The sequence below is a fragment of the Devosia sp. 63-57 genome, from assembly GCF_001899045.1.
Lineage (GTDB): Bacteria > Pseudomonadota > Alphaproteobacteria > Rhizobiales > Devosiaceae > Devosia > Devosia equisanguinis.
Genome location: NZ_MKUY01000003.1, coordinates 535,444 through 556,389 on the forward strand (window position 1 = coordinate 535,444; position 20,946 = coordinate 556,389).

General features: G+C 62.5%; 26 protein-coding genes. 16 read left to right on the plus strand and 10 right to left on the minus strand.

What is annotated here, in order from left to right; translation table 11 throughout:
• Positions 1–29 precede the first annotated feature (29 nt).
• Genes fliE through BGO80_RS02780 form a run of 3 tightly spaced genes read right to left on the minus strand, consistent with a single transcriptional unit; the run spans position 30 to position 1,210 of the window.
• The gene (fliE, locus tag BGO80_RS02770; protein WP_126152027.1) at positions 30–356 is read right to left on the minus strand and encodes a flagellar hook-basal body complex protein FliE; all 327 of its coding nucleotides are present in this window, start codon (positions 354–356) and stop codon (positions 30–32) included.
• A 26-nt stretch (positions 357–382) separates the two neighbouring features.
• Entirely contained in the window at positions 383–793 is a 411-nt protein-coding gene (gene flgC, locus BGO80_RS02775) for a flagellar basal body rod protein FlgC (protein ID WP_126151969.1), read from the minus strand.
• Between the two features lie 12 nt (positions 794–805).
• Positions 806–1,210 (minus strand): flagellar basal body rod protein FlgB, encoded by a 405-nt coding sequence (locus tag BGO80_RS02780; protein ID WP_126151968.1) that lies wholly within the window; start codon positions 1,208–1,210, stop codon positions 806–808.
• 172 nt (positions 1,211–1,382) lie between these two features.
• On the opposite strand from BGO80_RS02780, the gene BGO80_RS02785 reads away from it, so the two are divergent.
• Positions 1,383–2,000: a flagellar biosynthetic protein FliO gene (locus BGO80_RS02785; protein ID WP_286718917.1), complete on the plus strand. Its 618-nt coding sequence runs from the start codon at positions 1,383–1,385 to the stop codon at positions 1,998–2,000.
• 58 nt (positions 2,001–2,058) lie between these two features.
• On the plus strand, positions 2,059–2,814 hold the full coding sequence (gene fliP, locus BGO80_RS02790; protein ID WP_206437887.1) for a flagellar type III secretion system pore protein FliP: 756 nt from the start codon (positions 2,059–2,061) through the stop codon (positions 2,812–2,814).
• A gap of 11 nt (positions 2,815–2,825) precedes the next feature.
• Here fliP and BGO80_RS02795 read toward each other — a convergent pair whose 3' ends face one another.
• From BGO80_RS02795 to BGO80_RS02815, 5 genes are all read right to left on the minus strand, one after another.
• Positions 2,826–6,122, minus strand: coding sequence for a hypothetical protein (locus tag BGO80_RS02795; protein ID WP_286718918.1), 3,297 nt, complete (start codon positions 6,120–6,122; stop codon positions 2,826–2,828).
• Positions 6,123–6,303: 181 nt separating this feature from the next.
• Complete coding sequence (locus BGO80_RS02800; RefSeq protein WP_286718919.1) at positions 6,304–7,320, minus strand: MotE family protein; 1,017 nt, start codon at positions 7,318–7,320, stop codon at positions 6,304–6,306.
• Positions 7,317–7,745: a DUF6468 domain-containing protein gene (locus BGO80_RS02805; protein ID WP_286718921.1), complete on the minus strand. Its 429-nt coding sequence runs from the start codon at positions 7,743–7,745 to the stop codon at positions 7,317–7,319. The genes BGO80_RS02800 and BGO80_RS02805 overlap by 4 nt, the downstream gene beginning before the upstream one ends.
• Positions 7,745–8,932, minus strand: a complete 1,188-nt coding sequence (fliM, locus tag BGO80_RS02810) for a flagellar motor switch protein FliM (RefSeq protein ID WP_126151963.1) — start codon at positions 8,930–8,932, stop codon at positions 7,745–7,747. Before fliM ends, BGO80_RS02805 begins: the two co-directional genes overlap by 1 nt.
• Positions 8,932–9,465 carry a flagellar basal body-associated FliL family protein gene (locus BGO80_RS02815; RefSeq protein ID WP_286718923.1) on the minus strand — a complete coding sequence of 178 codons (534 nt, stop codon included), beginning with the start codon at positions 9,463–9,465 and terminating at the stop codon, positions 8,932–8,934. The genes fliM and BGO80_RS02815 overlap by 1 nt, the downstream gene beginning before the upstream one ends.
• Positions 9,466–9,750: 285 nt before the next feature.
• Here BGO80_RS02815 and flgF point away from each other — a divergent pair, with 285 nt between their 5' ends.
• The 10 genes from flgF (at position 9,751) to BGO80_RS02865 (ending at position 17,206) form a co-directional block, all read left to right on the plus strand.
• Complete coding sequence (gene flgF / locus BGO80_RS02820) at positions 9,751–10,488, plus strand: flagellar basal-body rod protein FlgF (RefSeq protein WP_286719607.1); 738 nt, start codon at positions 9,751–9,753, stop codon at positions 10,486–10,488.
• A 15-nt stretch (positions 10,489–10,503) separates the two neighbouring features.
• A complete protein-coding gene (gene flgG / locus BGO80_RS02825) occupies positions 10,504–11,289 on the plus strand; it encodes a flagellar basal-body rod protein FlgG (RefSeq protein WP_126151961.1) in 786 nt (261 codons plus the stop codon).
• A gap of 13 nt (positions 11,290–11,302) precedes the next feature.
• Positions 11,303–12,250, plus strand: coding sequence for a flagellar basal body P-ring formation chaperone FlgA (gene flgA, locus BGO80_RS02830; protein WP_286718925.1), 948 nt, complete (start codon positions 11,303–11,305; stop codon positions 12,248–12,250).
• Between the two features lie 15 nt (positions 12,251–12,265).
• Positions 12,266–13,003, plus strand: a complete 738-nt coding sequence (gene flgH, locus BGO80_RS02835) for a flagellar basal body L-ring protein FlgH (RefSeq protein ID WP_286718927.1) — start codon at positions 12,266–12,268, stop codon at positions 13,001–13,003.
• A 187-nt stretch (positions 13,004–13,190) separates the two neighbouring features.
• Positions 13,191–13,376, plus strand: coding sequence for a hypothetical protein (locus BGO80_RS02840; protein ID WP_286718928.1), 186 nt, complete (start codon positions 13,191–13,193; stop codon positions 13,374–13,376).
• Positions 13,377–13,428: 52 nt separating this feature from the next.
• Positions 13,429–14,925, plus strand: coding sequence for a carboxypeptidase M32 (locus BGO80_RS02845; RefSeq protein ID WP_286718931.1), 1,497 nt, complete (start codon positions 13,429–13,431; stop codon positions 14,923–14,925).
• A gap of 171 nt (positions 14,926–15,096) precedes the next feature.
• Entirely contained in the window at positions 15,097–15,531 is a 435-nt protein-coding gene (locus BGO80_RS02850) for a curlin (protein ID WP_286718933.1), read from the plus strand.
• A gap of 62 nt (positions 15,532–15,593) precedes the next feature.
• The gene (csgH, locus tag BGO80_RS02855) at positions 15,594–15,980 is read left to right on the plus strand and encodes a curli-like amyloid fiber formation chaperone CsgH (RefSeq protein ID WP_286718935.1); all 387 of its coding nucleotides are present in this window, start codon (positions 15,594–15,596) and stop codon (positions 15,978–15,980) included.
• A gap of 226 nt (positions 15,981–16,206) precedes the next feature.
• Positions 16,207–16,620, plus strand: coding sequence for a curlin (locus BGO80_RS02860; protein WP_286718936.1), 414 nt, complete (start codon positions 16,207–16,209; stop codon positions 16,618–16,620).
• 163 nt (positions 16,621–16,783) lie between these two features.
• Complete coding sequence (locus BGO80_RS02865; protein WP_286718937.1) at positions 16,784–17,206, plus strand: YciI family protein; 423 nt, start codon at positions 16,784–16,786, stop codon at positions 17,204–17,206.
• Positions 17,207–17,267: 61 nt separating this feature from the next.
• Here the strand turns inward: BGO80_RS02865 and dksA are convergent, their stop codons facing one another.
• Both dksA and BGO80_RS02875 read right to left on the minus strand, forming a co-directional pair.
• On the minus strand, positions 17,268–17,684 hold the full coding sequence (gene dksA / locus BGO80_RS02870) for an RNA polymerase-binding protein DksA (RefSeq protein ID WP_126151953.1): 417 nt from the start codon (positions 17,682–17,684) through the stop codon (positions 17,268–17,270).
• Between the two features lie 169 nt (positions 17,685–17,853).
• The gene (locus tag BGO80_RS02875) at positions 17,854–18,273 is read right to left on the minus strand and encodes a flagellar assembly protein FliX (protein WP_286718940.1); all 420 of its coding nucleotides are present in this window, start codon (positions 18,271–18,273) and stop codon (positions 17,854–17,856) included.
• 243 nt (positions 18,274–18,516) lie between these two features.
• Between BGO80_RS02875 and BGO80_RS02880 the strand changes: the two genes are divergently transcribed.
• The 4 genes from BGO80_RS02880 (at position 18,517) to BGO80_RS02895 (ending at position 20,875) form a co-directional block, all read left to right on the plus strand.
• Positions 18,517–19,638, plus strand: coding sequence for a flagellar basal body P-ring protein FlgI (locus tag BGO80_RS02880; RefSeq protein WP_286718941.1), 1,122 nt, complete (start codon positions 18,517–18,519; stop codon positions 19,636–19,638).
• Between the two features lies 1 nt (position 19,639).
• The gene (locus tag BGO80_RS02885; RefSeq protein ID WP_126151950.1) at positions 19,640–19,951 is read left to right on the plus strand and encodes a rod-binding protein; all 312 of its coding nucleotides are present in this window, start codon (positions 19,640–19,642) and stop codon (positions 19,949–19,951) included.
• A 98-nt stretch (positions 19,952–20,049) separates the two neighbouring features.
• The gene (locus BGO80_RS02890) at positions 20,050–20,421 is read left to right on the plus strand and encodes a hypothetical protein (RefSeq protein ID WP_126151949.1); all 372 of its coding nucleotides are present in this window, start codon (positions 20,050–20,052) and stop codon (positions 20,419–20,421) included.
• Between the two features lie 130 nt (positions 20,422–20,551).
• Positions 20,552–20,875, plus strand: a complete 324-nt coding sequence (locus BGO80_RS02895) for a hypothetical protein (RefSeq protein ID WP_126151948.1) — start codon at positions 20,552–20,554, stop codon at positions 20,873–20,875.
• Positions 20,876–20,946 lie beyond the last annotated feature (71 nt).

A 20,946-nucleotide genomic window follows, 5' to 3' on the forward strand; every position in this document is an offset into this window, starting at 1 on the left:
ACCGCGTCAGGATACACCCAAATCAGCGATCAGATCGGCATCCGCATGATTTCTTCATAGGCCGAGATCACCCGGTCGCGCACAGTGACCATGCTTTCGATAGCCATTTCGGTTTCCGAAAGTGCGGTGACCATGTCGACCACATTGGCCTTGCCATTGACCATGTCCATGGCCATGCGGTCGGAGACGCGGCCCTGATCGACGACGCCCTGGACATTGTCGGCCAGAATCTGCGCGAAATTACCGCCATTGGATGGGGCGAGCGCGGTGAGATCTGTGGCCGGCTTGCCTGCTTGCTGGATCAGGCGCTGGGCATTGCCATAGGCGGCGGTGGCGGCATTGAAAGGCGTGGTGATGGCCATGTTGAAAAATCCCCCTGAAATCAGCCGCGCAACAGATCAAGCGTGCGGCCCAGCATCTGCCGGGTGACGGTGACCACGTTGAGATTGGCCTCGTAGCTGCGCTGGGCCTGACGCATGTCGACGGATTCGATCAGCGTATTGACGTTCGGATATTTGACGAAACCGCTGGCATCGGCGGCCGGATGGCCGGGCTCATAACGGGTGGTGAAATCGCTCTGGTCATAAGCCAGGCGCCCGATCTCGACCACGCGCCCGCCGATCTCGGAATCGAAATGGCTCTGGAAGGTGGGGATGCGGCGGCGATAGGGATCGTCACCCGGCGTCTTGCCGGCGGAATCGGCATTGGCGATGTTCTCGGCGATGACGCGCATGCGGGCGGTCTGGGCGTGCAGCCCGGTCGCGGCGATGCGGAGCGACGAATTGAAATCCATGATCCCCTGCCCTTACGCGTTCTTGCCCAGGGCCACGCGCAGGATGCGGATGGATTTCTGGTAGATGGAGGTGGCGGCCTGGTAATCCATCATATTGGTGGTGACCTTCATCATCTCGTCTTCGAGCGTGATGCCATTCCCTTCGGGCGTGACCTCGAAATTGGCCATGTGCTGCGCGCCGAAGGCCCCGGCCTCGCTGGACACGGAAAAGTGCATCGGCTGCGTTGCCAGCGTGGTGATCTGCGCCGAGCTCATTGCGCTGACGCGATCGGCAAAACTATACTGCTTGAGATCGCGCCCCTTGTAGCCGGGGGTCTCCGAATTGGCGACGTTTTCGGCAAGAAGGCCCTGGCGCGCCTGATGCCACTTCATCTTGTCGGTGAGCGCCGAAAACACCGGCATATCCATCAGGCCCATGGCCGACTCCAATCAGCAGCGCGATAGGCAAATCTTGCCGCCCCATGGTTAATCAAGTGTTAACTGCGTATAGGCATGAAGGCGCAAGCCTCGCATTTTGCACAATCGCTTGGCTTAACTAGGCAAGAAGTGCCGCCAAAGATTCGGCCAGCAGAGAAGTGGAGCAATTTTCGTGGGATTTATCACCGGCCTGTTCAGCGACAGCGGCAACAGCTTTCTGACCGCCGCCTTTGCGCTGGGCGCCGTCATCGTCCTTATCGTGCTGGTTGCCTGGCTGTTGAAAATGCTCTCCGGCTTTTCCGGCAATGCCGTGCGCGGCCGCAATCGGCGGCTGTCGGTGATCGATACGCTGGCGGTCGACCAGAAGCGGCAATTGGTGATCATTCGCCGCGACAATGTGGAGCACCTGATCCTGGTCGGTGGACCGCAGGACCTGCTGGTGGAATCTGGGATTGCCGTCGAGGAAATCCCGGCCGCGGCCCAACCAAGCCGTCGCCCCCTGCCCATGGTTCCGGGGCGCAGGGCCCAGGACAAGGTGCAACCAGCCGAGGCCAGCAAACCGAAGGCTCCGACCCCCGTGGTGCCGCAATCCGCCCCGGCAGCCCCGGCCACCGCCATCGAACAATTGCGCGATCTTGGCACGCCGGCCAATCAGCGCGGCCCCAAATCGCTGCGCCACACCGGCCTGCTCCGTCCGGTCTCCAGCCAGGACGCAACGACGCCGGGTAAAAGTCCCGACATTTCCACAGCCGAGGATACCGACTCAGCTAAAGAGGAAAGCTCCAAATAGGGCAATCAAGGCGCGGCGCGTGGACACCACACCGGCATCCAAGCCAGGGAAAGCGAGACTGGCGGCTTTTCGCAAGGCGCGCCTGCCGCTGATCTTCGGGCTGGCCGCCACCGCTCTGGTGCTGTTCGCGGCCGGGGTGCAGGCCCAGGACCTGTCCATCGATTTCGGCGACGACGCCACGCTGACCGAGCGCGCCATCCAGCTCATCGGGCTGATCACCCTCTTGTCGCTGGCGCCCTCCATCCTGGTGATGGTGACCAGCTTCACCCGCATCGTGGTGGTGCTGTCGCTGCTGCGAACCGCCATTGGCCTGCAGACCGCGCCGCCCAATTCGGTGATGGTGTCGCTGGCGCTGTTCCTGACGCTCTTCATCATGCAGCCGACATTGCAGCAGAGCTATGACCAGGGCATCGCACCACTCCTGGCTGGCAATATCGAGATCACAGAAGCGTTCGAACTCAGCGCGGCGCCGCTGCATGAGTTCATGCGCGCCAATGTGCGCGAACAGGACCTGGCGCTGTTCTACGACCTGTCCGATACCGAAGTGCCGGCCGAGCCCGAGGCCATTCCTCTGCAGCTGCTGATCCCATCCTTCATGATCTCGGAACTGCGGCGTGCCTTCGAAATCGGGTTCCTGCTGTTCCTGCCCTTCGTGGTGATCGACATGGTGGTCGCCTCGGTGCTGATGAGCATGGGCATGATGATGCTGCCCCCGGTGGTGATCTCGCTGCCGTTCAAGCTGATCTTCTTCGTGCTGGTGGACGGCTGGTATCTGGTCGCCGGCTCGCTGGTCCGCAGCTTCGTCAGCGGATAGTTACGCGGCCCTCAGCGCGCTGCGGCGACGCCGGAATTCGGCTCGGTAGCATTGGTGGGCACCAGCGCTCCTTCCCCGGCATAGGTGTCGCGATAGGAAGCCAGGAAGGCGTTGAGGCCGTCCACCGCTGCAACCTCGGCGGCGACCTTCTTGAATTCCATGCTCGAAGCCTGGATCGGCCCGGTGACATAGTCGAACATGGCCCATTCGGGCGAATTGACCATCTGCTCGCCGAACTTGGTGCGCAACCGCGACAGGCCGACCGTATCATTGGCCATGACATAGCCGACGGCAGCCTTGATCAGCTCAAGGCGGGTCTGGCGATCAAGCGGCTGGCCGGCGGACTGGGCATAGAGCGCTTCCATCATTTCGCCAGCCTGGCTGTAGCGACGGGCCTTCCAGTGCACGTCGATCTGCAACACCTTGACGTCCTTGCCATCCATATCGCGCACGAGATCGAGGGCGAGCTGATCGCGCCCGCCATCGATCAGCGCGCGCGCCTCGAGGATGCGGCGCTGCCGGGTAAGCGAGGCCGGCAGGTCGGGAACGCGCGTATCGTTGAGGACCCGCAATGCCTCATTGGGCTTGCGGTCGGCGAGATAGATCACCGCTAGATCGGCAGCCACCTGGCTGCGCGCCACGCCGGTGAGGCGGTTGTCGAGCTGGTAACGCAGAAGGTCGGCGGCTTGCGGCAAGAGGTCCATGCGCACCAGCCGCCGCGCCAGATTGCGCACCATCTCGTCGCCGCGCGCGCCGGAGGGGGTGAGCTGGCGGAAATCATAATAGATACCGAGGGCCTCGACCGGGCCAAGCGAGTCGGCGACGCCGTTGAGGAACAGGTCTGAGAACATGACCTGCGCCTCGTCGCGCAGCTGATTGACCTGCGGGCTTTCCGGATAATTGGCGACCGCCGCCTGCACGGCCTCGAAGCCGAGGCGATAATCGGCCTTGCGGAAGTAGAGCCGGGCCAGCAGCGTCTGCATTTCGGCCTCCAGCGCATCGCCGCGCCAGAGCATGGTTTCGGCCGACAGCGTCTTGATGGCGCGGCCGAGATCGAGCCGGCCCTGCTTGTCCAGCAGCATCAGCGTACGATAGACGGCCTCGGCGCGGGTTGGCCGCACCTCGGAGGCAATCACCTGCCCATAGGCGTCGAGCGCCGCCTGATCATGGCCATTGAGTTCGTCCAAGCGCGCTGTAAGCAGCGAATAGAGGGACATGTCCTGGCTGCTGAGATTGGAATAGGCAATCTCATCCAGCATGCGGTTGGCGGTGGTGGCGTCATTGCCCTCGACCGCGCCGCGGGCGCCGGCGAGATAGAACGCATTGCGGGCCCAGACGGGATAGGTCTCGGCGACGCTGCGGGCCTCGAGCGCATCGAGCCGGGCGCCTGAATAATCGTTGTCGGCGGCGCGCGCAATGGTGCGCCAGAACAGGGCGTCCAGGTCCTGGTCGAACGAGGGGGTATTGAGGACCTGAAGTGCTTCCCTGGGGCGACCGGCCAAGATATTGGCGATCGACTCTGTCATGCGCAGCTTGCGCGTCAGGTCCTCCGAACGCAGATCGGCGGCCAGAACCCGCAACACGCCAAGGGCTTCGGGGCCGAACTGATTGGCCACATAGTATTGCGCCAGCCCCAGGCGGGCATTGTCGCGATTGCGGCCATCGCTCTCGGCGGCCATCTGCTCGAGTTCATCGCGATGCTTGAGGAACTTGGTGGGCGCCGGCTGCTCGAGCGTGGCGAGGTCGATATAGGAGCTGCGCGAAGCCTCGTCGCCCTGAGTGCCGGAATTGCGCAGGCTGTCGAGCGCGGACACTGTCAGACCGCCATTGGTGCTGATCACGGCGAACTGCCCGTCCAGCGCCACCTGCAGATTGGAAGCCTTGGGCTTCAGCACCAGACCATGGACGCTGCGCAGGGCGGTGAAATCGACATAGTCGAGCGAACGCGTCAGGCCGCGCGCCGGCGGATAGGCGGTAACGATCTTGAGCATGTCGCCGACCAGCGGGTCGCGGAAATCGTGGACACGGGCCGGCCGCACGATATCGGCGGCCATTTCGAAAGTGCCCTCGAAATTACGGCGGCGGGACAGGGTGACCGGCTCGGTGGGGCTCAGCATGACGTCGCCCAGCGACAGCACCCAGGCCATGCCTTCGGAGCCCATAGTAGCCAGGCGATCCTTGGACAGATCGATCCGCACCACCTGCGTATCACCCGAGGAGATGACGTCGAAAGCGCTGGCGACGGCATCGAAATCGGTCGAAGCCGCGGGAGCGGCAATGCCGCTGATGGTGTCGAACACCATCCACACCGAGTCACCGCGCCGGAACACGGCGGCGGGCGTATCCTGCTCGAACGGGAAGACCACGCGCACCGTATTGCCCAGCACATTGATGAACGGGACGATGGTTTCGGCGGCATTGGCCTGAAGCGCCGACGTCTGGGGTTTGGGCGCCTCTGGTGTCTCTGCCTTGACCTGCGCTGCGGCCGCCGCCAGATCCTCGACCTTCAGCTCGGGCAGCCCCTGCCCCTTGATGTCGATATCGAGCACATATTGCGTGGGCGTAACCTCATAAAAGCGCGGCTCGACCCCGCGGGCAAATTCGAGATAGATGTCGCTACCATCCGCCGTCACCACGTTTTCGACCGAGGCGATTTCCTTGGGCAGGTCGGCCACAAGATCGCGCACATCGATGCCGATCGGCCATTCGAAATTGATCAGGCCGGTATTTTCTTGTTTGGCATAGGCACCCTCGGTGGGCACCGACCAATCGAACTGCAGGCGGATAAAGCTGGGGTTGCGGCCGATGCGCAGGGCGACCTGCGGATTGAGCTCTGCGGCCAGCGCAGCCTTGCGGTTGCGCTCGGCTTCGATGGCGGCCAGGCGCGCCCGCTCCGCCAACTGGTCGATGACGTCCTGCGGAAGCGGCGGCGGCATGCCTTGCCACTCCGGCGGCATCAGGTCGATGAACAGGCGCTCGGCGGCCTCGATGCGATTGAAGGTGAAGCTGGAGCGCAGGCCGATGCGCAGCCCCATGCCATCGGGGTCCACGCGCGCGACGGTGAGATAATTGGGAAGCTGGACAGCCACATCGGGCAGGATGATCGAAACCGGTTCGGTGAACAGGATCGACATCACCCCGTTCTCGACCTTGACCGTATATTCGGGCAGGTCATCGCGCGAGGGAAAGCTCAGGATGAGGCGGGCATAGCCCTGTTCTTCGGTGCCGAAAAGCTGGCCCTGCACCTGTGCAAAGGCAGCGGCAGCCATAGCCAGATACATGGCCATCGCCGTGGCAGCGACGACCATAGCGGCTCGCTGCCAACCTGACTGTATTGCGGTCTTCACCGGCTTTCTGCCCGCCCGACGCACTATTATCGCATCCGACAGCAGAAAGTTCTTTCCGCCGGCTCGGCATGCGAGGTTTACAACACTCGATGCCGAACCCTAGCCAGGCGGGCTTAACACCCCCCTAAAGAAAACCACAAAGCTACTGGCCGACAATCTGCGGCAGGGCAGCAAGATCGGAGGAACTCATTTCCTCGACCGGCCCGCCATCCAGCGAGGCCAGGCGCACGGTAAGCTCCTGGGCCCGTGCCGTGGTCATGGCGGCGAGAATAGGCGACATCTTGCGGGGGGTGATCTGCTTGGCGACGCGAACCAGAATGTTCATGTCGAGATCGTTGAAGATGCTGGCCGCGTCCTTGGGCTTCATGTTCGAATACATGGCCACCAGCTCGGCGAACTGCCCCTCTTCCATCTTCTTGCGCTCTTCGACCAGCGCGGCAATCTGCCCTTCCAGGGCCTGCAGGGTCTGGGTCCGTTCCTCGATGCGCTTCTCGGCGGCTTCCACCAGCGAAGCGCGCATGGCCAGCTCCTGCTCATAAGCGTCAAGATCGGCGCGGCGCGTCGACAGGCGCTCCAGCAGCACCTGCTCGGTGGGCACGCTATCGGTCGAGGTCATCGGCACCGGGCCGCGATCGGTCAGCAATTGCGGCACCGCATCGGTAAGCGGCGGGCAGTCGCCAGGAATGATCATCAGCTGCCCATCGGCCGTCGAGGCCGCCTTGTCGGGCGAGGCCGGGCGCGGATCGCAGGCATTTTCAGCAGCGACGGTATTGGCAATGGGCTGGCCATGGGCGTCGGTCGCGGGCGCTGCGGCATCACTGCCAGTGGCGGCGGCATCGCCGTGACCACCACCTGCGTCGGTCGGCGCCGGCGCGCCATGGCCACCACCACCTTTGGTTTCACCCATGGTCGGCGCCGAATCGGAGAGGGTCGGGCTGGCATCGGTCAAAGTTGGTTCGGCCGGCAGTGTGGCATTGTCACCCGGCGGTGTTTCGGCCGGCGCAGAGCCACCACCATGGCCACCACCGCCCCCTGCCGCCTGCGCCAGGCTCACGCCTGTCAGCACATAGCCACCATTGGTGACGAGCCCCACGGTCTTGAGGACCAGAAGGGCCGAAATCACCAGGATGACAACGGGCAACAGGCGGATATTGGTCACGCGGCGGCTCCGCGATTGCGCACGCGCGCCTGCAATTGCTGCAAGGCCGACTGCGCCTTGCTGGGCTCTTCGACCGGCTCCATGGCCTGGCTGTGGCGCGCGACGCTGGTGATCTTGGCGATGCGTTCCATCAGCACCGTGCCGGCATTGACGTGATTGGCGAGCTCGACCCCGAAGCGCTCGGCCTCCTCGAGGCGGGCGCTGAGCGTCAGATCGGCCTCGACGGCAGTCGCCTTCAGCTCCTTGATCGCCTGATTGGCGAGATTGGTGGCACCGACCAGGTCGGCCACCATCTGCCGCAGCGCATCGCGGTCCGCATGCAGGCGCTTGAGGCGCTGGTTGAGCATGATGCAATAGACGACGGTGGTCGCCAGCAGGACGGCAACGGCGCCTTCCACAAAAATCCCCAGGGGCAAGCCGAACATCATCGTCCTTCCATTGTCTCGTCGATTGCCTCGAAGGCCGCCATGGTGACCTTGGGCGGGTTGAGCGGGCGCGTGACCCGCACCGATACATGCTTGCCGATATGGCCCATAATGGCCTCGGTGAGTTCGACATCGCCGCAACGCAGGCGAATGGGGTCGGACGGAGAGCGCTCGAACATGATGGTCTGGCCGGGGCGCAGATCGATCAAGGTCGACAGCGGCAGGTCCTGTTCATGCAACACGGCCTCGATCTCGACGTCGGCGTGGTAGATCTCGGTCGCCAGATGGCCTTCCCAGATCGGGTCGCGGCCAAACTTTTCGCCCATGAACATCTGCAGCAACTGCTCGCGGATGGGCTCGATGGTGGCGTAGGGCAGCAGGATCTCGATCTTGCCGCCGCGATCGTCCATTTCGATGCGCAATTCGATGAGAATGGCGGCATTGCCCGGACGGGAAATGGCGGCGAAGCGCGGATTGGTTTCCATACGCTCAAGCTTGAAATTGACCTGCGTCACCGGTTCGAAGGCACGGTGGGTATCCTCAAGGATCACCTCGATCATGCGCCGGGCCAGCGCCAGCTCGATCGTGGTGTAGGGACGCCCCTCGACGCGGATATTGCCGCCGACCCGGCGACCGCCCAGCAGCACGTCGATCATCGAATAGATGAGGTTGGAATCGACGGTGAGCAGGCCGTAATTCTCCCACTCCTCCGCCTTGATCACCGAGAGAATGGCGGGCAGCGGAATGGAATTGAGGTAGTCGCCGAAACGTACCGAGGAGATGGAGTCGAGCGCCACTTCCACATTGTCGGAGGTGAAATTGCGCAGCGAGGTGGTGGCGAGGCGCACCAGCCGATCGAAGACAATCTCCAGCATCGGCAGGCGTTCATAGCTCACCAGCGCGGAGTTGATCAGCGCCTGGACGCCGGTCAGCTCGACATTGCTGGCCGCCGTGGCGTCGAAACCGAGCAGGCTGTCGATCTCGTCCTGGTTGAGCACGCGATCTGCACCACCATCGGCCTCGGACGTGCCGCCTTCGAGCATCGCCGCCCATTCGGCAGCAGCGGCGGCGGCAATGTCGTCGTCACTCAGGCCATCGCCGTCGTCGAAGGACGGGATCGGAGCGGCATCGATATCGTCGAGCCCCCAATCCTCAGCCAATTTGTCCTGATCGCTTGGTCCAGCCATTACTGCACCAGGATTTCCTTGAAGAGGATGCTTTCCACCCGCGCGGGATAGATCGCCAGATTGACCCGACGCAGCAGCTCTTCCTTGAGGCGATAGATGCCAGCCGAGCCTTCGAGATCGCTCTTGCGCATCTCGCGCAGATAGACCTGGAAGGAATCCACCACCTTGGCCAGGCGCGGCTGGATTTCGGTCATCATGTGCTCGTCGGCGACTTCCAGCGCCACGGTCAGCTTCATGAAGGCTTGGGTGCCGCCATCGCTGTTGAGGTTCACCATCATCGGCGGCAGGTTGAAGATGAACGTATTGGCTGGCGCGTCGCCTGCAGGGGCGCCATGCCCGGCATCGGCACTGGCTGCGCCATGCTCGCCTGAGGCAGCCGCCGCATCAGCCGAGCCACCAGAAGACGACAGGAAGAAGAAGATGCCGCCGCCGGCCAGCAGCACCACGAGCACCGCGGCGCCAATGAAAATGAAGAGCTTGGGAATGCCCTTCTTGGCCGGCGCTTCGCCTGAAACTTCTGCTTCCGCAGCCATCTAACGCCCCACCAGATATCAGCATTTCCGGACGATTCCGGCCCTGGGACCAGCTAAGGCCCACTTGGTTAACGAATGGTTACAAACACCCTTCTGTCGGCAATTTTTGCCGGGCAGCATTTTCCCAGTGCAGGAAATTAACGCCGGGCAGGCCAAGACTTCGAGACTGCTAAGCGTATGATTTTATTAAAAATCTTCGCCTGGCATGGTTTCTGCAATGTTAATGGCGAGACGGCGGGCTTGGGGAAGTCGGCGGTCTCGGGGAAGTAGACGGGGACCGAGATGATCGAGAATGCGCAACTGATCAGCCTCAGCCGGCAGATCGCTCTGCAGCGCCAGATGGATGTGGTGGCGAACAATATCGCCAACATCAACACCACTGGCTTCAAGTCGGAGCAATTGCTGTTTGAGGAATATGTGATGCCGGTGGCCCGCCACCAGGATTTCCAGCGCCTCGACCAACCCCTGTCCTATGTGCAGGACTGGGCCACCGTTCATGACCTGGCCAATGGTCCGATGCTGCAGACCGGCAACGACCTGGATATGGCGCTCAATGGCGAAGGCTTCTTTGCCGTGCAGACGCCAGCCGGCGAGCGCTGGACCCGTTCGGGCTCCTTCCAGATCAATAGTACCGGGACCCTGGTCGATCTGTCGGGCAACCCGGTGCTGGGCGAAGGCGGCCCGATTCAGTTCGGCGCCACCGAAACCAGCTTCACCGTGGCATCCGATGGCACTGTCGCCACCGATGCCGGCCCCAACGGGCGCCTGCGCATCGTCGAATTCGCCAATCCGCAGGCCCTCACCCGCGATGGCTCCAATCTTTTCGCCGGCGGCACGCCGACCCCGGCCACCGGCACCAGCGTCATGCAGGGCTTTCTCGAGCGCTCCAATGTCTCGGGCGTGTCCGAAATGGCCGAGATGATCCGCGTCACCCGTTCCTACGAATCCCTCGCCTCGTTGACCGAGAAGCAGGATGAGCTGCGTCGCAGCGCCATCCAGCGCCTCGGCGATGCCAACGCCTGATCCTGAGGTTCTGCCATGAAAGCTCTCTACATCGCATCGACCGGCATGAGCGCCCAGGAACGCAATGTCGAAGTCATCTCCAACAATATTGCCAATATGCGCACCACTGGCTTCAAGCGCCAGCGCGCCGAATTCCAGGACCTGCTCTACCAGCAGATCACCCGCGCCGGCTCGCAAACCTCAGACCAAGGCAGCATGGTGCCGGCCGGGCTCGAAATCGGTTCGGGCGTGCGCACCGTCGCCACGCCACGCGTGATGAGCCAGGGCAATGTAAGCATGACCGAGCGCGAGCTCGACGTGGCCATCCGCGGCGAAGGCTTCTTCATGATCCAGCTGCCCGATGGCCGCACCGCCTATACCCGCGACGGCTCCTTCGAGCGTGACCCCAATGGCACGCTGGTAAACTCCCAGGGCTATTCGCTCAATCCGGGCATTTCCATCCCCGGCAATGCCAAGGGCGTGTCGATCTCGCCCAATGGCACCGTCGAGGCGTTTCTGGGCACCGACACCACCCCGACCCAGCTCGGTCAGCTCCAGCTGGCGCGCTTCGTCAACAAGTCGGGCCTCGAATCCATGGGCGACAATATGTTCCTCGAAACCGCAGCCAGTGGCCCGGCCCAGGTGAACATTCCCAATTCCGATGGCACCGGCGACCTGCTGCAGAACTATCTCGAAATGGCGAACGTCAATTCGGTCACCGAAATTGCCGACCTGATCGCCGCGCAGCGCGCCTACGAAATGAACGCCCGCGTCATCTCCGGCGCGGACGAAATGATGCGCGCCACCAGCCAGTTGCGTTGATGAGGAGGGCCAGATGAAACCGCTTCGCTCCACAATCGCCGCTTTCGCCTTCGCCCTCTGCGGCACCAGTGCCTGGGCCTTGCCCATGCTGCGCGCCGATGTGCAGGTGGTCGGCTCGGTCGTTACCGTCGGCGACATGTTCGACGATGCCGGGTCCTTGGCCGACACCGCCCTGTTCCGGGCCCCCCAGCCAGGCACCACCGGGCAAGTCGATCTACCGGCAATCCGCTCGGCGGCCGCCCGCATTGGTCTCGACACTTTCGAGGTCAACGGTGTCAGCGCCGTCAGCGTCTCGCGCGCCGCCACCGTCATCGACGACGTGCTGCTCGGCGATCTCGTCATCAACGATCTGCGCCTGCGTGGCATCGTCACCTCCAGCATGAAGGTCAACGTTTACTTCAACGACCTGATTTCCCCCATCAAGGTCGCAGTCGCCGATACCCCCGCACGGCTCGAACAGCTGCGCTACCACCCCGGCAATGACAGCTTCACCGCCCGTTTCTCCATCACCGGCGCTGACCGTCTTGTCGAACTCAGCGGTACGCTCGATCTCACCGTCGACGTGCCGCACCTGGCTGCAGCCCTCCCCGCCGGCACCGTCCTGCAGCCCAGCCATATCGTCATGCGCCCCCTCCCCGTGCGCCAGGCCGATGCCCAGGGCACCGCACAGCTCGACCAACTGATCGGCATGGCTCTCAACCGCCCGAGCCGCGAAGGTATGCCGCTCAAGGCCAGCGATGTCAGCACCCCCCTGACCATCGCCAAGAACGACCTCGTGACCATTTTCTACCGCAAGGGCCCCATGACCCTAACGGTCAAGGGACAGGCCATAACCGGCGGCGCCCAGGGCACCAGCGTCCAGATTCTCAATCTCATGTCCAAGCGCGTCATCAGCGCCACGGCCATCTCCCCCGGCGCCGTCGAAGTCACCACCGCGCCGCTCGCCCTGGCCGGCCTCTAATCAGGACCTATTGCAATGAACATTCTCAAGATCGCCACCATCCTGACCCTGGCCGCATCGCTTGGCGCCTGCAACACCATGGACCGCCTCGCCAATGTCGGTCAGGCCCCGGTTCTGACCACGATCCAGGATCCCACCGCCATGGCCGGCTACCAGCCTGTGCGCATGCCGATGCCCGAGCCGATGGCCGATACCTACCAGGCCAATTCGCTCTACCGCACTTCGGCCCGGGGCTTCTTCAAGGACGAGCGCGCCCACCGCATCGGTGACATCCTGACCGTGGTGGTCACCATCGACGACAGCGCCAAGATCAACAACCAGACTCAGCGCAGTCGCAACTCGACCAATTCGGCCGGCATGGGCGGGCTGTTCGGCGCTGCAGTGGACGGCATTGGCGGCGGCAGCTTCGACCCCAAGGCCGCCATCGACCTCACGTCGGGCGTCAAGGATACCGGCAATGGCTCGGTCAACCGCTCTGAAGCGCTGGAGACCTCTGTCGCCGCCGTGGTGACCCAGGTGCTGCCCAATGGCAATCTGGTCATCGAAGGCCGCCAGGAAGTGCGGGTGAACTTCGAGGTCCGCGACCTCATCGTCGCTGGCATCGTTCGCCCCTCCGATATCCAGGCCAACAACACGATCCCCTCCACCAAGATCGCCGAGGCACGCATCTCCTATGGCGGCCGCGGACAGATCACCGATGTGCAGCAGCCGCGCTACGGTCAGCAGGTTCTCGACGCCATCCTGCCGTTCTGACCCCCAATCCGGTGGCACCATCCCCCCCATGGGCGCCGCCGCAATCCCCGTCGGTCCAGGATGGACCGACCGGCCCGGCAGAAGCATTATGGGCCCTCCCCAAGGCGCAGCTCCCCCAGCTGCGCCTTCCCCGTTTTGGGGAACCGCAGCCTCCTCAGGGGATTGATCAACTTCAGGAGGAAACAACATGCAGAAGAACTTGGGACTGGCCCTTGGTCTGGGCGTCGCCATCGGTGCAGGGCTGGGAATGCTGGTATTCGACAATATCGCGATCGGCATCGGCTTCGGGATATCGCTGGCCGTAGCGTTCCATCTGGCGCTTTCCGACGAAAAAAGCACCAGCTCCAAGGACAAGCCGGACCGCCAGCCTTGATCCCCCGGCGGGGCTGTGGGAGAGATCGGGCTCGATAGTCAGGAGCCTTTCCATGTCCTTTGCCAAACTCGACGAACTCGGCCACCGGCTGGAAGCGCTCGAACATGCCCTCTCCATACTCGGGGCCGACGAGGCGACGCATATGGCAGTGGGCGGCGGCGATAAGCGCGCCGAGGCCATGTCGCAACTGGCAGGCATGTATCATGCCCAGGCCACCGCTCCCGAAATCGCCGACTGGATCGAAGCCGCCAAGGCCGAGGCTCTCGACACCGACCAGACCCTGGCGTTGGGCGAATTCGAGCGCAACTATGTCAACGCCACCTGCCTGCCCACCGAATTCGTGCAGCGCCGCACCGCCGCCACCATGCGCTCCGAGCAACTCTGGCGCGACCTGAGGGCCAAGGGCGATTGGGACAGCTTCCTGCCGGCGCTGGAAGGCGTGGTCGCATTGGTGCGCGAGGAGGCAGCGCTGCGCGCCGACGCCACCGGCCTCGCCCCCTATGACGCGCTGATGGATCAATACGACCCGGGTAATCGCACGGCTGAGATCGACGGCGTGTTTGCCGACCTCAAGGGCTTCCTGAAGGACTTTTTGCCCACCGCCCTGGCCGTGCAGGAACAGCGCCTGGCCCAGCGCCCGCGTAAAAACCTCAATGCCCCCTATCCGATCGAAAAGCAGCGCGAACTGGGACTCGCTGCCATGCGCGCGACCGGCTTCGACTTCACCCATGGCTCGCTGGCGGTGTCGCACCACCCCTTCTGTGGCGGCGTGCCGACAGATGTGCGCATGACCACACGTTATCGTACCGACGAGTTCCTCACCTCGCTGATGGGCGTGCTGCACGAGACCGGCCACGCTCTTTATGAGCAGGGCCTGCCCAAGGACTGGTCGCACTGGCCGCTTGGCGAGGCGCGCGGCATGGGCATGCATGAAAGCCAGAGCTTATTCGTGGAAATGCAGATCGCCCGCAGCGCCGATTTCTGGGAGTTCATGCTGCCGCTGGTGCACCAGCATCTCGGCGAAACCGCCATCCCCGGCTGGGACATTCCCGATATACTGAGCGAGGTAAACTTCGTCGAACGCGGCTATATCCGCGTCGACGCTGACGAGATCACCTATCCGCTCCACATCATCCTGCGCTACGAGCTGGAGCAGGACCTGATCGCCGGCAAGCTCGAAGCCAGCCAGATCCCCGAGGCCTGGGACGCCAAGATGACCGAATATCTAGGCATCTCGACTATCAATGATCCCAAGGATGGCCCCATGCAGGACGTGCACTGGCCGGGCGGCGCCTTCGGCTATTTCCCCAGCTACACGCTGGGCGCCATGATCGCGGCCCAGCTGGGTTCGGCTATGGCCAAGGATATCCCGGATATGGGTGCCCAGATGCGCCAGGGCGATTTCACCGCCATCAATCAGTGGCGCGCCGACAAGGTGTGGAGCCAGGCATCGCGCTATTCGACGCCCGATCTGATCACCCGCGCCACCGGTGAACCGCTCAACGCCGACCATTTCAAGGCCCATCTCAAGCGGCGCTACGGATCATAATCCTTTAAAATCAAAGATATAACTAAAAAGGCGGATTCAAACTCCGCCTTTTTTCATTTCTGAACGGATTATGAATCGCCACTTCAGCAGCCGTTCCAAATCACACCCGTAAAACAGTCTCCATCAACGACGCGGTCGGAGGGACCGCAACCCAACAAGGAGACGCCTAAAATGATCCGCAAGTTCATCATCACCGCCCTGGCCGCCACCGTCATCGCCGCTTCGGCCGCCCCCGCAATGTCCAACGACATCTTCGTCGACCAGTTCGGCATCGGCAATCAGGTCGGCGGCGGCCAGGCCGGCTGGAACAACAAGTTCGGTGTCAAGCAGACTGGCTGGAACAACAAGGGCGTGAGCCAGCAGTTCGGCGGCAACAACGTTTCGGCCATCGGCCAGCAGGGCAACCACAACTATGGCGATGTCTGGCAGAACGGCTGGAACAACCAGGGTGGCGTCGGCCAGTTCGGCAACAACCACAACGCCATGATCACCCAGGACGGCAACGGCAATATCGCCGCCGGTGTACAGGTCGGCAATGGCTGCAACGCCAATGTGGTGCAGCAGGGCTCGGGCAATGTGACCGCCTTCGTGCAGGCCTGCCCGTAACCTCCGCTCCGAACGGGGCCGGCACCAGAGCCGGCCCCTCCGCTCACTCCCAGGAGGATGAAATGATCCAGACCCCCATCACCATCGGCGCCATGGCGGCCCTCGCCATCAGCCTTGCAGCGCTGGGCGCCGGTGCCAGCGCCAATGCCGCCGGCACCGATATCGCCTGCGGCGTCAGCACCAAGACCGAACACGGCATGCTGGCCGTTGAGGGCGTGTTGCAGAGCCCCACCGCGCTCAACGGCGAATATCGCTTCGCGCTCAAGAGTTCAGGCGGCGGCGGTTCGACCAATGTCAGCCAGGGCGGCGCCTTCTCGGCCGCACCTGACGCCGCCGTCTCACTCGGCCGAGTCATGGTCAATGCCGGCTCCAAGATCGATGTCGATTTTTCGGTCACCGCCAATGGCAAGCAACTCGATTGCTCCCAGCAATTTACCGCCCGCACCTAACCGCGCCTGCCTCTTCCTTTCTCGACCTCCCCACTCAGCCCCGGCCCGCCGGGGCTTTTTCCGTTGCGAGCGGGCCTATCCTCAACCGCCAAAACCTTAATTTTCCAAGTGAACGAAATCTGAATGCGCCGCTCCGAACCGGTTCAGTTGTCAGGCTCTAATGTCGTTTCATGAGCTGGAAAGACCAGCACCCAGGGAACGCAAATTCAACTTCGGAGAGACCAAAATGACCACTCGCTTCACCAAGATCATCGCCGCCCTCGCCACTGCCGCTCTGATCGGCGTCGGCTCCGCCCCCGCCATGGCCGCAGGCCAGATCTCCATCGGCTTCACCCCCAGTGATCCGGAACAGGCCCAGGCACTGGGCATGGGCCTCAAGATGTTCTCGCTGGTCAAGGGCATGTCGACGACCGGCGCCAATGCCTACCAGAATGGCAATGGCAATTCGGCCGGCTTCAACCAGAACGGCAGCAACAATCATGGCCTGATCGTCCAGGACGGCAATGGCCATAACGGCACCATCAGCCAGAACGGCAACAACAATACCTGCGGTCTCTTCCAGTTCGGCCAGGCGACCAATGCCCAGTGCATGCAGAACGGCGACAACCAGACCGGCATCACCACCGTGTTCGGCTTCTGATCCCGGCTGGCAAACGAGACAAGGAGGCGGGGCCGCAGGGCTCCGCCCTTTCTGTTTTTCGAAGGTCGCATAATATCGCAGGCAAATTTGTCGAACGCCTGCCGCCTGGATCGTCGGTTGGCCAGATGGGCAATTTCGCCCACGCCGCATGAGGAGAACATCAATGCGCGTCGTCGTTTTCGTAAAGGCCACCCAGGACAGCGAAGAGGGTCGCATGCCGACCACCGAACTGCTCGAAGCCATGACCAAATATAACGAGCAGCTGATCAATGCCGGCATCATGCTGGGTGGCGATGGCCTGCGTCCCAGTGCCAGCGCAAAGCGCGTGCGCTTCAGTGGCGCCAATCGCACCGTCATCGATGGACCCTTCGCCGAAACCAAGGAGCTGGTGGCCGGCTACTGGATCTGGCAGGTGCGCGACATGGACGAGGCGGTCGAATGGGTCAAGCGCTGCCCCAATCCCATGTTCACCGACAGCGACATCGATATCCGCCCCGTCTATGAGGCCGAAGCCTTCGATGAGATCATGACCCCCGAAATCCAGGAAATCTACGACCGCAATATCGAACGCTCCGGCGGCAAGTAATACCGATCAAACAAAAAGCCCGCATCGCTGCGGGCTTTTCCAATTGGCCGGGATGCGCCGGTCACTCGTCGCGATAGACCTTTTCGCGACGCTCATGCAGCTCCTGGGCTTCCAGGCTCAGCGTCGCGATCGGGCGGGCGTCGAGCCGGGCAATGCCGATGGGATCGCCGGTTTCCTCGCAATAGCCATAAGTGCCATCGTCGATACGCTTCAAGGCCGCGTCGATCTTGGAAATCAGCTTACGCTGACGGTCGCGGGTGCGCAGTTCCAGGGAGCGGTCGCTTTCCGAGCTGGCCCGGTCGGCCATGTCCGGATGGTTCTGGCTTTCTTCCTGGAGGTTTTCGAGGGTCTCACGGCTTTCGCGAAGAATTTCGTCCTTCCAGGACAACAACTTGCCCCGGAAGTATTCGCGTTGGCGCGGGTTCATGAACGGCTCGTCGTCAGTGGGCCGATATTCTGTCAGTTCAACCGAAGACATTAGCAGACTCAACTCCAATGCGCCCTTGGCGGCCTATATATGCGCCTCGCTCTTCTGGGGCAAGCACGCAGAACGCCGCTCGTTAACGCAGAAAACGCCGCTTGCAACAGGTGCATAGCGCGGGAGTAGCAACAATTTGATGAAGCGAGCCGTCTTGACTATTGCAAGACTACAAGGGCGGGAAGCGTCCGAACTTGGCGAGCTCCACCCGAACGCGCAATTCGATGTCATCGATCACGGCATCCAGGTCCGGCTCACTACGCTCGCGCATGCTGGCCAATTGCCCCACCAGGGCGTCGAGACGGTCGGCGGAAACATTGCCCACCAGCAGGTCGGCCTTGATGGATTCGAGAGCATCCAGCATTGACGCGCCGCGCTTGACCGAGCGGCGCCTGCTTTCGCGGAAGTCGCCAACGGTCTGCAGCGCCAGGATGGCATCAAGTCCAGCCATCGGCATTGCGGGCGTCGCCGCCGAAGCCCGCGCCGCCCCACCCATTCCCGCAGGCACGAAGGCTGGCGCCGAGCCGGCCTTGCCGGCGGCAGCACGCCCGGAAATCCCGGTCGAACGAATGGTGGTATCAATACGCACGAAGCAGACTCACCCTCTGGCTGAACCTCACGGCAAAATCTGCCCACGAGGGTTAACAGAGCCTTAATGCACCCGGCAAGAATTGCTTACCGACAGTCAAGCGGCATGGAGCAGATACGAGGCTTCCAGATTTTTCCTTTTCTTTTCATGTAGATAACAACCATCTCGAAGAGTGGCACGCTTCTGGCATCGCTATGAGCGAAGGCCCCATCATATCCCCGGGGCCATCGCTCGAGGACGTCCATGCCAAACCGCCTGTTCAGAATCTGCCTTGCCCTGGTGCTCAGCGCCACTCTGGCACTGCCGCCCGTCACCACGGCCGCAGCCCCGGCGCGGATCAAGGACATCGTCGACATGGAGGGCATCCGCGAGAACCAACTAGTGGGCTACGGCCTTGTGGTCGGCCTCAACGGCACGGGTGACAGCCTCAACAATTCGCCCTTCACCAAGCAGTCGCTGCAATCCATGCTCGAACGACTGGGCGTCAACACCCAAGGCGAAAATGTCCGCACTGCCAATGTCGCGGCGGTGATGGTGACGGCAAACCTGCCGCCCTTTGCCACCCAGGGCTCGCGCATGGACGTCAGCGTCGCGGCGCTGGGCGATGCCGATAGCCTCCAGGGCGGCACCCTGCTGGTGACCCCGCTGCTCGGCGCCGATGGCGAAGTCTATGCCATCGCCCAGGGCCCGGTGCTGATCAACGGCTTCAAGGCGCAGGGCGATGCCGCCACCGTCATCTCGGGCGTGCCCACGACCGGCCGCATTTCCTCCGGCGCCCTGATCGAGCGCGAGATCGAGTTCAGCCTCGGCGCGCAGCATTCGCTGCGCCTGTCGCTGCGCAATCCCGACCTGACCACGGCCCGCCGGATTGCCCTGGCCGTCAATGATTTCATCGGCGTACCCACCGCAGTCCCGGAGAATCCGAACACCGTCCGCCTGACCCTGCCCCACAATTTCAACGGCAATATTGTCGACCTGCTGACCGATATCGAACAGCTGATCGTCCAGACCGACCAGAGCGCCAAGATCGTCATCGACGAGAATTCCGGCATCATCGTCATGGGCAAGGACGTTCGGGTGTCGAGCGTGGCGGTGGCGCAGTCCAACCTGACCGTGACCATCGCGGAAAACCCGCAGACGGTGCAGCCCAATCCGCTGAGCCTGGGGCAGACCAATGTCGATCCCAATACGAATCTTGATGTGCTGCAGACAGATACCGCCCTGCAGGTTGTGCCGGAAACGGTGACACTGCAACAATTGGTCGACGGGCTTAACGCGCTGGGTATCTCGCCGCGCGACCTGATCGCTATTCTTCAGGCGATCAAGGCGACCGGCGCGCTGCAGGCCGAAATCGAGGTGCTCTGACATGAATTCCATCAATGCCGCGACCGGCCTTTCCTCCGCCCAGACATTGCGCATGCGCCAGCAAGCCGAGGAATTTGAAGGCGTTTTTCTGACCATGCTGACCAAGGAAATGTTTGCCGGCATCAAGCCCGACAAGAATTTCGGCGGCGGCTTCGGTGAGGAGACCTGGCGGGGCATGCAGGCCGAGCAGTTCGCCAATTCCATGGCGCAGAACGGCGGCATCGGCATTGCCGATCAAATCCTGTCGCAGATGCTTTCCGTTCAGGAAGCCAGCCAGACAAATAATATCCCAGTAAACGGAGCGTATCGCTAATGTCCGCAGCCGCAAAACGCATTGCAGCCCTCGATTCCATGCCTGCCTTGACTTTGTGTGCGGAGGCGGAGACTACGCTCACCACGCTGGTGAATGTCATGAACGAAGAAACCATGCTGCTTCGTGCCGGGCGTTACAAGCAGGCGGGTGAGCTGACCGCCAACAAGACCCAGCTGGCCCAGGATTATGTGGTCCTCGCCCGCGCCGTGCAGCGGCAAAACCAGCGGCTGGCCGCTGAAGCGCCCGAGGCCTTGGCCCGATTGCAGCACTGCCATGAGAGTCTGGCCACCCAAATGGCTGAAAACCTTCGCATAATCGCCACTGCCAAGACGCTGGCGGAGAACCTGCTGACCGATGTCGCCGAGGCGGTGGGGCAGCAGGATCGCACCAAGACCTACAACCAGACCGGCTATGTGGGCATGCCCAAGACGGCTTCGGCCCGTGGCATCGCGGTCAATCGCGCCATGTGAAATCGATGTGGTGAAAGAGAAGTTAACCGCATTATGAACGAATTATGAAAGTTGTAAGAACGAGAGCAAGAGTGGCGTAGCATCGGCACCATAGCCTGACCTCGGCGGAGTCCCGCCGAAGGACAGGACAATGAGCCCAGGCATCGAGCCTATGCTGCGTGCGAAACGAAGCGGCTATTGGTCGCCCAATCTGCCTCGCCGCGAACGTGACTTCAAACGCCGGCCGATACCAGATGCGACAGCGGCCGATATCGATGCCGAAGCGCCACCGGCCTCATCGTCAGCCGCGCCGGCCGAATCGAGCGACGCCGAGAGCGAAACGCTGTTCGAAACCACCTTGCTGGCGATGGAAGATCGCAATCAAGGTCTCTCCAAACTGGAAATCGCCCGCCGTCTTCACCGCGACTGGACACCTCCCGAAGGCTCTTTCCAGCTGACCGACAAAACCATTTAGGGCGACGCCGCATTGCCCTTGGTTCCGCAACAACAAAAACCAAAACGCAAAAGGCCCGCCAAACTGGCGGG

Excerpts from the sequence above, each read along its gene's own strand:
- flgC (WP_126151969.1), bottom strand. The coding sequence starts at position 793 with ATGGATTTCAATTCGTCGCTCCGCATCGCCGCGACCGGGCTGCACGCC.
- BGO80_RS02780 (WP_126151968.1), bottom strand. The coding sequence starts at position 1,210 with ATGGGCCTGATGGATATGCCGGTGTTTTCGGCGCTCACCGACAAGATG.
- BGO80_RS02795 (WP_286718918.1), bottom strand. The coding sequence starts at position 6,122 with ATGGTCGTCGCTGCCACGGCGATGGCCATGTATCTGGCTATGGCTGCC.
- BGO80_RS02805 (WP_286718921.1), bottom strand. The coding sequence starts at position 7,745 with ATGTTCGGCTTGCCCCTGGGGATTTTTGTGGAAGGCGCCGTTGCCGTC.
- fliM (WP_126151963.1), bottom strand. The coding sequence starts at position 8,932 with ATGGCTGGACCAAGCGATCAGGACAAATTGGCTGAGGATTGGGGGCTC.
- BGO80_RS02815 (WP_286718923.1), bottom strand. The coding sequence starts at position 9,465 with ATGGCTGCGGAAGCAGAAGTTTCAGGCGAAGCGCCGGCCAAGAAGGGC.
- flgG (WP_126151961.1), top strand. The coding sequence starts at position 10,504 with ATGAAAGCTCTCTACATCGCATCGACCGGCATGAGCGCCCAGGAACGC.
- flgA (WP_286718925.1), top strand. The coding sequence starts at position 11,303 with ATGAAACCGCTTCGCTCCACAATCGCCGCTTTCGCCTTCGCCCTCTGC.
- flgH (WP_286718927.1), top strand. The coding sequence starts at position 12,266 with ATGAACATTCTCAAGATCGCCACCATCCTGACCCTGGCCGCATCGCTT.
- BGO80_RS02840 (WP_286718928.1), top strand. The coding sequence starts at position 13,191 with ATGCAGAAGAACTTGGGACTGGCCCTTGGTCTGGGCGTCGCCATCGGT.
- BGO80_RS02845 (WP_286718931.1), top strand. The coding sequence starts at position 13,429 with ATGTCCTTTGCCAAACTCGACGAACTCGGCCACCGGCTGGAAGCGCTC.
- BGO80_RS02850 (WP_286718933.1), top strand. The coding sequence starts at position 15,097 with ATGATCCGCAAGTTCATCATCACCGCCCTGGCCGCCACCGTCATCGCC.
- csgH (WP_286718935.1), top strand. The coding sequence starts at position 15,594 with ATGATCCAGACCCCCATCACCATCGGCGCCATGGCGGCCCTCGCCATC.
- BGO80_RS02860 (WP_286718936.1), top strand. The coding sequence starts at position 16,207 with ATGACCACTCGCTTCACCAAGATCATCGCCGCCCTCGCCACTGCCGCT.
- BGO80_RS02865 (WP_286718937.1), top strand. The coding sequence starts at position 16,784 with ATGCGCGTCGTCGTTTTCGTAAAGGCCACCCAGGACAGCGAAGAGGGT.
- dksA (WP_126151953.1), bottom strand. The coding sequence starts at position 17,684 with ATGTCTTCGGTTGAACTGACAGAATATCGGCCCACTGACGACGAGCCG.
- BGO80_RS02880 (WP_286718941.1), top strand. The coding sequence starts at position 18,517 with ATGCCAAACCGCCTGTTCAGAATCTGCCTTGCCCTGGTGCTCAGCGCC.
- BGO80_RS02885 (WP_126151950.1), top strand. The coding sequence starts at position 19,640 with ATGAATTCCATCAATGCCGCGACCGGCCTTTCCTCCGCCCAGACATTG.
- BGO80_RS02890 (WP_126151949.1), top strand. The coding sequence starts at position 20,050 with ATGAACGAAGAAACCATGCTGCTTCGTGCCGGGCGTTACAAGCAGGCG.
- BGO80_RS02895 (WP_126151948.1), top strand. The coding sequence starts at position 20,552 with ATGAGCCCAGGCATCGAGCCTATGCTGCGTGCGAAACGAAGCGGCTAT.